General features: G+C 50.1%; 5 protein-coding genes. All 5 read right to left on the reverse strand.

All coding sequences use genetic code 11. From position 1 onward, the window contains the following. Positions 1-298: 298 nt before the first annotated feature. On the reverse strand, positions 299-5,056 hold the full coding sequence (locus QOS01_RS04670) for a glycoside hydrolase family 70 protein (RefSeq protein WP_283621309.1): 4,758 nt from the start codon (positions 5,054-5,056) through the stop codon (positions 299-301). A gap of 113 nt (positions 5,057-5,169) precedes the next feature. After that, a complete protein-coding gene (locus tag QOS01_RS04675; protein WP_283621310.1) occupies positions 5,170-6,039 on the reverse strand; it encodes a SufD family Fe-S cluster assembly protein in 870 nt (289 codons plus the stop codon). A 14-nt stretch (positions 6,040-6,053) separates the two neighbouring features. Then, positions 6,054-6,641: an anaerobic ribonucleoside-triphosphate reductase activating protein gene (gene nrdG / locus QOS01_RS04680; RefSeq protein WP_283621311.1), complete on the reverse strand. Its 588-nt coding sequence runs from the start codon at positions 6,639-6,641 to the stop codon at positions 6,054-6,056. A gap of 12 nt (positions 6,642-6,653) precedes the next feature. Continuing rightward, a complete protein-coding gene (gene nrdD / locus QOS01_RS04685) occupies positions 6,654-8,891 on the reverse strand; it encodes an anaerobic ribonucleoside-triphosphate reductase (protein WP_283621312.1) in 2,238 nt (745 codons plus the stop codon). A 672-nt stretch (positions 8,892-9,563) separates the two neighbouring features. Further along, positions 9,564-9,689, reverse strand: a complete 126-nt coding sequence (locus QOS01_RS04690) for a transposase domain-containing protein (RefSeq protein WP_283621315.1) — start codon at positions 9,687-9,689, stop codon at positions 9,564-9,566. Positions 9,690-9,694 lie beyond the last annotated feature (5 nt).

The following is a 9,694-nucleotide window of genomic DNA, read 5'->3' on the forward strand; positions in this document are numbered from 1 at the left end:
GATTGATTCATATCAATCAACACCTAATACTATACATGCCCAAAGTTACACGGGAATTACTGGCGAATATCAATTTCGCCCGTCAGCGTAATAATTCGTAACAATCACAATAAATTTATTTATCATTATCCGCGAAAAGCCCACCAGGTCAGGACCTAATTTTTCCTGCCGTCCCGGGGGCGAAATGTAACAAAGCAGACAAAAAAGCGGTGATTTACCGGGAAAAGACTCGGTAAATCACCGCTTTTACTACTTTTTGGGCCCTAATGTAACACTGTTGTAATCACTTTAGGAGGGCCTAATTCTTTAGTTCTTGTTGAACGTAATAATCAATTGAGCCCATCTGTTCCGGCAAAGTCGTCGCAAACTTATTGTTATTACCACCATTCAGGTAAGCATAATCACCGTTTGGCAGCTTAACGGCGAGGCCAACTCCGATGTTTTGCAGGGACGTTCCGTTCTCATACTTTGCGGACCATTGGGTAATCCGGGTCGTTGGGTCTGGTGCCACACCGGTCGAGATGGCCTTAGTCGTGAAGAGGTCGGGGTACTTTGCCTGCAGTTCAGCAAGGTACTTACCACCATAGTTCTTTTGACCATCGCCACCACCAACTGTGTAGGCAAAGTAGATCTTGTTAGCAAAGGTCTTGCCATCAACACTCAGCGGTACCCCGTACTGGTTAGCCCGGGTGACCGTTACGGCTTCCTGACCGCTAAAGCCAATCATCTGGTTCAATACCAGGTCCTCTTGAACCTTCAAGCCAGCCTTGTGAAGGGCAGCAATCGCGTTGGCCAGTTCTTCACCGCTACCATACTTGGTTGGGTTCTTGGTCGTCCCCAGGGTGTAACGGTCGTTCGTGGCGTACCCTTCGCCATACCGGCTCATCGAGAATGGCGTGTAAGCTGGGGCCATCCAGAAGTCGGTGATCCCGAGGTTGCTAAATGTTTGGGCATTATTAGCAATAACGTTGTAGGCGTGCTCACTGACACTGGTTGGTTCTGGCTGGTAAAGACTAAAGTCCTCGTAAATCACGTGCGAATCTAAGGCCACGTTGGACTCAAAGGTCTTCCCTGGCTGTGACGTAACGTCGGCCGAACTGGTCGTGGCATCCTGCTGTTCTGATACGACTGGAACCCAGACACTCAGGTAACCACTGACGTATGGGTTAGCAAAGCCCTTAACCTTGACGTACAGGTCACCATTAGCATCGGTCGTCAGGGTTGTTGGGTTGAGGCTGCCAGTACCGTCATAGGTCAGACCCGCATCGGTGGTATCAATCAGGTTCCGGTATTGCTGGTTAGCGTGTTCCTTCCCCATGTTGATGATGAAGGTATCGCTAGTCATATCAGGGTCGTTACCAACAATCACGGCCATCCCCGTCGTCCGGCTCAGTGGGTCGGTCCCAACGCTATTGGCATCGGCGATCCCTTTACCGAAGCGGACGCTGGCCACGGCATGGTTACCGTATCTTTCCATTGACTGACCACCACTGACAAACTCCTTCCGGGCCTTCAGCAGGGTTGTGATGGCATCGTAGTAAATCGACTTTTCTGCCATGTACGGCTTGGTCTCGTTATAAAGGTCACCATAGTAAACCTGCGGCACGGTATCCTTGTTACTCAGCAGGATTGCGTACTGGGCCGGAACGTTATATTCAGCGTACTGCTTGTAAGTACTTGCCTGGTCCGCATAGAATTCTTGCCAAGCTTGGTTAGCGTACTCGGCCTTGTAACCATTCCCCATAATGTCCTTTACACCAGGGTGTTCATTGATAATCATCTGGTTGATGAGGTTCTTCCGCTGGTCATGGTTAGTGACGAACGACCAGTTTGGTGTCTGGGTCTTACTACCATCATCGTTTGCCCGGTTGACAACTGAGTTGGTAGCCAGGTGGGTAATATCGTCACGGTCCCTCATGCGGCCAAGGACATTTTGCAGGGTGTAGAACATGGATGAGTCCATGTACAATTCTGGGTTACCCTTACCATCCATCAGGGACTGGCCCTCACTGTGGTAGCCTTCGTTGTAAACGAGGTGGTTGTTTGCGTTAGTCTGGTTACCCTTGGTGTTGTAAAGGTCATTCATCAACTGGCCTAACTGATCAAGGACATCCCCGTCCACGTTGTCGGCAGCGTCGACCCGGAAACCATCAAAGTTACCATCGGCGTTGTAACCCATCAGCTTCCCGTAGTTGAGCAGGAAGTATTCCCAGTTCAGGTTTTCCGCCTGAACAACGGGGGTAGAGTTATCAATGTCGTTGCCAACCAGCAGCTCTGGACTGAAGCGGGTGTTCCCCCGTTGATTGTTCAGGGTCCGGTTCATCAGCCGGTAGTTACTATCGGCGTTGCTCGTGTTCCCCTTAGTTTGGTCGCTGGAGTTATTGTTGACAAAAATCAGCTGGTCATCACTGGTCGTCCCACTGATGTCCGGAACGAAGGAAGAACTGTTGGCCAATGGCAGCTCAGAAGCGGCCGAAAGTGAAGGCACCGTCTGCATAAAGGCGTTCACATCATTGGCAAGTTTGCTGGTACTCTTATTCGCTGCAATGCTCTGTTCAATTACGTAACGCAGGTTTTGCGAGTAGTCGTTCAGCGTCTTCGTGTCGGTGTTGGCTGATAGGTTCGCAACTCCGGCATTAGTCAGTCCATAGCCTTCGTTAGTGTAGCCGTGAGCAACGAAGTACTTGATGAACTGGGCCTGAACATCCTTACTTGGCCATGCGTACATCAGGATTGGCCGCCAGTCACCTGCCCCGGTCTTGTACCATGTCTTGCCGTCTTGACTGGTCCCAATTGGCCGGTACCAGCCGGTGTAGCTCAAGTAACCATCGACATTGTTGATGGAGTTTGTATCCAGTGAGTAGGCGAGGTTCTCCCAGGTACCAGCATCAAGACTCTTGATGAGCTTGTTCGTCCGCATGTCGTAAATATTGAACTTCCCGTTCTCAATTGCACCACGGATAGTAACCATCGCCCCATCGTTATCTTTTTGGTAGTTGGCCGTAACAGGGAGCGTCTCTGACCAGTAGTCAATATTATTGCCGCTTTCACCGTGGGTCCCATCAGTGGAGAAGCGGTGAACCAGTTGAACTTTGGCGTTCGTGATACTGTTATTCAGCGTCAGGCGACCTTGGAACCCGGCCTTGTCACTATTATTAATTGCTGGATAGACCTTGGCAACGTCGGTCCGTGCTTGGTCAATGATCCCGTGCTGGTCAATCCGGGCCCGGTAAACTTCCTTACCGTTTGCCAAGACAATGATCCATTGGTAAGGGTGGGTACTGCTTTGGTCAGCAGCGTGCCAACCACTGAATTCAAGTTGGTTGCCATTAACCTTTACATAGTCAAAGTTTCCGGCGTTGGTTGCGTAGTTACCACTGTACTGGTCGGTAACCCCATTGTTACCGGGGTTACCATCGTTGCTGTTGACAAACCGCAATATTACCTGCATTTGGCCGTTCAGCTGGTTGAGTTGGTCGGCACTCAGTTTGATGGTGGTGTCAAAGCCGCTCTTTCCACTGTTGTAAATGGTTGGGTAAACCTTGGCGACGTCTGGACGCCCTGTCAAGGTAAGCTTCTGCCGAGCAACTTCCTTGCCATTGTTCATAACGAAGAGGTAAGCATTAGGCTGCTGGAGCTGGTTATCACTAGCCATCCAACCAGTAACGTGGAGACCATCGTTGGTCATCGCAACATTGTCAACACTAAAGGCCGTCTGGTTCAGGGTAAATGGTGCGGACCAGAAGTCAGTGTGGAAGCCATCGTTACCATTACCATTGGCGTCGGTTGAGTAGCGACTGACCACTGCATAGGTGTGCCCACTCTGCAGGCCATTAGCAGCAAAGGCCCCTGTAAAGCCGGCATTCAGCGCTGACTTGACGGTTGGGTAGGCCTTGGCAACGTCCGTCCGAGTGACGCTGGTGGCCTTAGCAAGGCCAACCTGCTTGTTGGCCGTTTGGTCATACAAGATCAGGAAATGGTTGCCTTCGATGTTAGAAAAGTCGGTGGCGTGCCAGCCGGAAACCGCCAGTGAGCCATTGCTAAAGTTGATTCCGTCCAGGTAACCCTGGTTGCTTTGGTTAACCGGTGCAAACGACTTAGCGGCAAACCACAAGTCAGCATTTTGCCCCTCACCATTGGCACCGGTGCTGTACCGGCTGATGATTTGGTAGCGGTGGTTGATATTTAGGTTGGCCGTTGCAAAGTTGACATCAAAGCCGGACTTATTGGCATTGACAATTTCCGGGTGGACCTTGGCCACGTCTGGACGGTCCTGGCCAGTCTTGACTAGCTGGCGGGTAACCTCGCGGCCGGTCGTTTGGTCAAACAGGATGATGTAGTGGTAACCCTTTTGGATTGCCTGGTTTGTGGCGTTCCAGCCGCTGACATGAAGTTGGCCATTGTTAACGGTGAAATCATCCAGGTAACCCTGGTTGCTGTCATTGAAGACAATTGGCTGGGATTCCCAGTCAACGTAGTCGGAATTACCGTCTGGTTGGCCACTGTAGCGGCTAATAATCCGGATGGCATCCCGGTAGCTCTGCATCTTATCATAGTTTACCTTAATCGATGCATTGAAGCCTGATTCGCCGGCGTTGTAGACATTGTGGACGTTCTTAACGTCTGGCCGGGCAACACTGTTAACCTGGGTCCGCCCCAGCTCAGTATTAGTGGTGGCATCGAAGGCGATTACGTACCGGTAGTTCTTATTGGCGGCTTGGTTAGTAGCCTGCCAACCGGATACTTGTAGTTCATTATTGTTGAAGTTAGCCGAATCCATGTTCCCATAGGATCCGTTGTCCTGATGATCATAATCCTGGGTTGACGTATTATTAGTAGAGTCATTAGTAAGGGTAACGGTCTTTGACTGTGCCTGGTTGCTAATGGTTGCTAATTGATTAGTCGTACCGGTTTGTGGTTGAGTGTTAGTTGTTTCTTGGTCAGCGTGGACAACGCCACCCATTAATAGGGCGGTGGAGGCCGCTACCGTAGCAACGGCGGCCGTGACCCACTGCTTACCATCTTTATACAGTTTGTAGTGTTTTTTGATTTCCATAAAGTACCCTCCCAAAACAATTAGCATTAAGCCACTGTTAATTATACGCCGAAAACGATTACTTGTTTTATTTAAAACAAAAACAGGCTCCATTCGCTGAAGCCTGTTTTAAGTTATTTAGTGTTAATAACCCGTTCACTTGTCTTTAAAGGTTCCCCACTAGTGGGCTTAAACGGCTCCCGGGTGATGCTGCCCCCCTGCCGCTCGTCAAGGTAGGTGGTCAACACCGCCTGGCTATTCTTACCGAAGCCATCAACCTGGGGACTGAAGTGGTACTTACCATAGCGGCGGGGATTAAGCACCGCCGTGGTTGTCCACTGGCTGCCATCCCCATCCAAGAAGTTGCTTAGCCTGATAGTGACGTCGCCCTCGTTTTCCATCGTCAACTTTGTCTTTACCTGCGCACCGCGCGCCTGGTAGAGGCTCAACCCTTGGAAAATTACCGGGGCCCGTAACTGGTTGACTTGCGTGAAACATACCTTTGCGTTGGCCCCGACAAGAATCGCCGTGTCCGCAAACAGTGGTTGGGCACTCTTGACCATCATCTTTTCGACCAGGGTAACCTTACTGTTGGCCCCCACAATAATTACGTTTTGCGGGTTGGTCATCATTCCCCGGGGCGCAAAGGTAATGGGCAAGTCAATATCATGGTCACTGGGGACGTAAATAAACTGGCCCCCGTCCAGGTTAGCAAGGTGGGCCGCAAACAACTGGTTATCCTGCCAGCTGATTCCCTTTTCCATTAGGTTTTCCTGAAGAAGGGCTGAGTAGTCACCGACGGCCTGGGCCAGGGGAATAGCCACAAGATCACGTCCCTGGTGTACCAACCAGTTTTCCTGGTAACCACCTGTTTCTGCTTGCCAGGGCAGCCATTGTTCCTGACCCTTAAGCTTTGGCAGGCGGTCCTGCAATACCTGCGCTAGCTGCCTTTTCTTAGTCAACCACGCTGGCTCGCCAGCCCAATTGACAACTGATTTAGTCACGAAAACCAGCCCCCTTAGTGGACAAGCTTGTCCCAGATGACGACATGCCCCGCATCAAGTGACTTGGGAACGTCAATGATCCGCTGGTTAGAACTCCCCCGAAACTGAAGGGTCAGGTCCTTCTTAGCAAGGATGAAGCGGCCGTCAACCAGGATATCAAGGTTGTGGAGGAGCGCCAGCTTATCAGCGGACTCCTTTTGCAACTCTTCCCAGGTGTAGCCAGTCCAGGACCAAATGTCCTTATCATGGCCGAACTCTTTGCGCAGGCGGTGAACCAGCTTCAGGCAGACCTGAGTATTTAAGAAGGGTTCACCACCCAACAGGGTCAGGCCCTGTACATAGTCATGGGAAAGATCTTCCATGATCTGGTCTTCCAGCTCCTGGGTGTAAGGCTGCCCGTAGTGGAAGTTCTGGGCCGCCTTGTTGTAGCAGCCTGGACAGTTAAAGAGGCAGCCGCTGACGTAAATGCTGCACCGTACCCCTTCCCCATCGACGAAGTTAAAGGGCTTGTAGTCCGCCACGTATTGGAGGGAGTGGTCCGCAGCCAGCCACTCCTTGGGCTTAGGATTATTTGGTTGTTGCGTTTGCTTGTTCTCTGCCATTAAGCCTCTTCCTTAGATTTGTTTTCCCTTGATTGATGCGTGCGCCTCACGCCGGTCACCCTGCCGTGAAGTTTCGAACTGGGCGGCAGACTTGATCATGGACGGGCTCATGTGCTTAACCCGGTGAATGATTTCCTCGTGCCGGCCATGAACCATTGGCCGCTGCTGGGGGTTCCCCAGGTAGCCACAGGTCCGCTTGACAACGTCACAAGTTGCCGGGTCGGAGTTACCACATTGTGGGCACTTGAAGCCCCGTTCAGTCGCTTCAAATTCACCCTTGAAACCACACTTGAAGCACTGGTCAATTGAGGTATTAGTTCCCAGGTAGCCGACATGGTCGTAAGCCCAGTCCCAGACCGCTTCTAGGGCCTTAGGATTTTGCCGCAGGCTCGGGTATTCGCAGTAGTGGATGAAGCCCCCCGCTGCTTGGTATGGGAAGTCCTCTTCAAACTCCAGCTTCTCAAACGGGGTTGGGTGCTTGCGGACATCGTAGTGGAAACTGTTGGTGTAGTATTCCTTGTCCGTAACGTCTTCAACCCGGCCAAACTTCTTAATATCATCCTGGCAGAAGGTATCGGTCAAAGATTCCGCAGGCGTTGAGTACAGGCTAAAGTGGTAGCCTTCCTCGTCTTCCCACCTAGCACAAAGGTCGTGCATGGCCTTGGTAATGGAAACGGCGAAGTCATGAGCTTCCTTATTGTGCTCCCAGTTAGGGCCGTAGAAGGTCGTGCAGACTTCGTACAGGCCAATGTAACCCAAAGAAACCGTGGCCCGGCTGTTCTTGAAGACCTCGTCAACACTGTCGGTCCGCTTCAGCCGCTTACCAAAGGCACCGTACATGTAGAGGAGCGGTGCGTTTTCTGGTTTGGCTTCCTTGGTCCGCTTGATCCGGTAATCGAGGGCAATCTTGCAGATGTTCATCTTTTCCTTGAAGATTTCCCAGAAGAGTCGCTTGTCACCATGGGCTTCGAGGGCAATCCGGGGCAGGTTGACGGTTACCACGCCGAGGTTCATCCGTCCGGAGTTAACCTCCTTACCGGTCTTGGGGTCGGTCCACCCTTGCAAAAAGGAACGGCAGCCCATCGGTGTCTTGAAGCTTCCGGTGATTTCCTTAATCTTGTCGTACATCAAGAGGTCGGGGTACATCCGCTTAGTGGAGCACTCGAGGGCCAGTTGCTTAATGTCGTAATTAGGATCACCAGGGTTCAGATTGAGTCCCCGCTTCAGGGTAAAAATCAACTTTGGGAAGATTGCGGTCCGGTGTTCCTTACCAAGGCCCTTAATCCGAATCTTCAGGATGGCCTTTTGAATCTCCCGTGAGATCCAGCTAGTCCCCAGGCCAAAGTTAATGGTCGTAAATGGGGTTTGCCCCTGACTGGAGTACAGGGTGTTGATCTCGTATTCGAGGGCCTGCATGGCGTCATAGATGTCCTTCTTGGTCTTTTCCTTGGCGAAGGCTTCCCGCTTATCCGGAGCAATCCACTTTTCGGCATCCTTCATATGCTTTTCGTAGTTGATCTTAGCGTATGGTTCGAGCAGTTGGTCGACCCGGTTGGCAGAACAGCCACCATATTGTAAGGAGGCAACGTTAGCAATGATTTGGGACATCTGCGCGGTAGCGGTCTGGATGGACCGGGGGGAGGAAACCCAGGCATTCCCAATCTTGAAGCCATTCTTGAACATTTCGTCAAAGTCAATCAGGCAGCAGTTAGTTTCCGGTGTAACTGGGGAGTAGTCAAGGTCGTGCCAGTGAATGTCACCACGGAGGTGGGCCTTGGCAACGATGCCCGGTAGCATCCGCAGTCCGAGGGCCCGGCTAACAACCCCCGCTTCGAGGTCCCGTTGGGTGTTAAAAACCCGGCTATCCTTGTTGGCATTTTCGTGGACAACCTGGTCCTTACGCCCGAAGAGTTGTTCCAGCTTGTGTTGCGGGTTAGTGGCCTCGGCAAAGGCTTCCTCATCCTTTTTCCGGTAGTCAGTAAATTGTTGGGCTAAATCCTCGTGACCGGCCTTTTGCAGCCCTTCAATGAACAGCTTAGCAATGGTCGTGACGGGAACCTCTTCTTCATCGATTAATGCATCAAAAATTGTCATGTAGACAAGGTGCTTAGTCTTGTCGTCGGCTTTAAGTGCATTTAATACTAAATCGATTTTGTATGCATAAAAGGAGGTCTTGGTCCCATCACGTTTAATAACCTTCAGCTTGGCAAGGTTATTTAAATCTTGTTTATCAATAATTTGGACCTTCATTTTATGTTTCCCCTTTCAAATTTAACAGTTTTATATTATCGCAAAATACAACCAGTAGAAAGTGTTGACATCCGACACACTATATGTTGTGGTGAAGTGAAAATTATGGTCAGGATGAAAATAAAACGGTTAATTCCAGAGTGCGATAAAAAAGCAACTCTAGTACTGATGCGGCCAGGACCACTTTTCTGTCTTCAGGAAATGAATTAGGAAGGAGACCACCCTTTATCAAAAGATAGATTTTTATTCTCTAGGTAAGCATGAAAAAGCCATCATATTTCCAAATATTGGTGAAAAAGGGTTCGACAGAGGGCTGAGAATAAGTACAAAATCCGCCCTAAAAGAAAATAATCTAAGTCAGCCAACTTAGATTATTCCTCCTATATTAAATACTGGATTGCATCATTTAGTTTCTAATGATACTGAATTTTCTTCCCTAATTCAATCGTTATTTATTATCTCGGTAAGACTGCTAACAACCAAAGCCACCTGCTTCGGTACTTGATAGCGATTGTTATTTTTTTACAACGTGCTTTCTGTGCCAAGCGGTATCTCATAGAAACTCCCGACGGATTACCGACAGCACACCCACTATTTTTGGTAAGCACACCATAACGACACGTATTGAAAAAGGCGGTCGTGATCCTTAAGCTTGGATCACGATCGCCCTACTTATTGGTGACAATTCTCTTGAATTACTTTTGCCCATGGCAAATAAGCCTCAAGACTTACCGTCTTGCGGTTGGGTAGCTCCTCAAATAAATATTTGAAGTAGCGATAAGGATTTAACTGATTCATTTTAG

It is taken from the genome of Limosilactobacillus avium (assembly GCF_947381485.1).
GTDB classification, from domain to species: domain Bacteria; phylum Bacillota; class Bacilli; order Lactobacillales; family Lactobacillaceae; genus Limosilactobacillus; species Limosilactobacillus avium.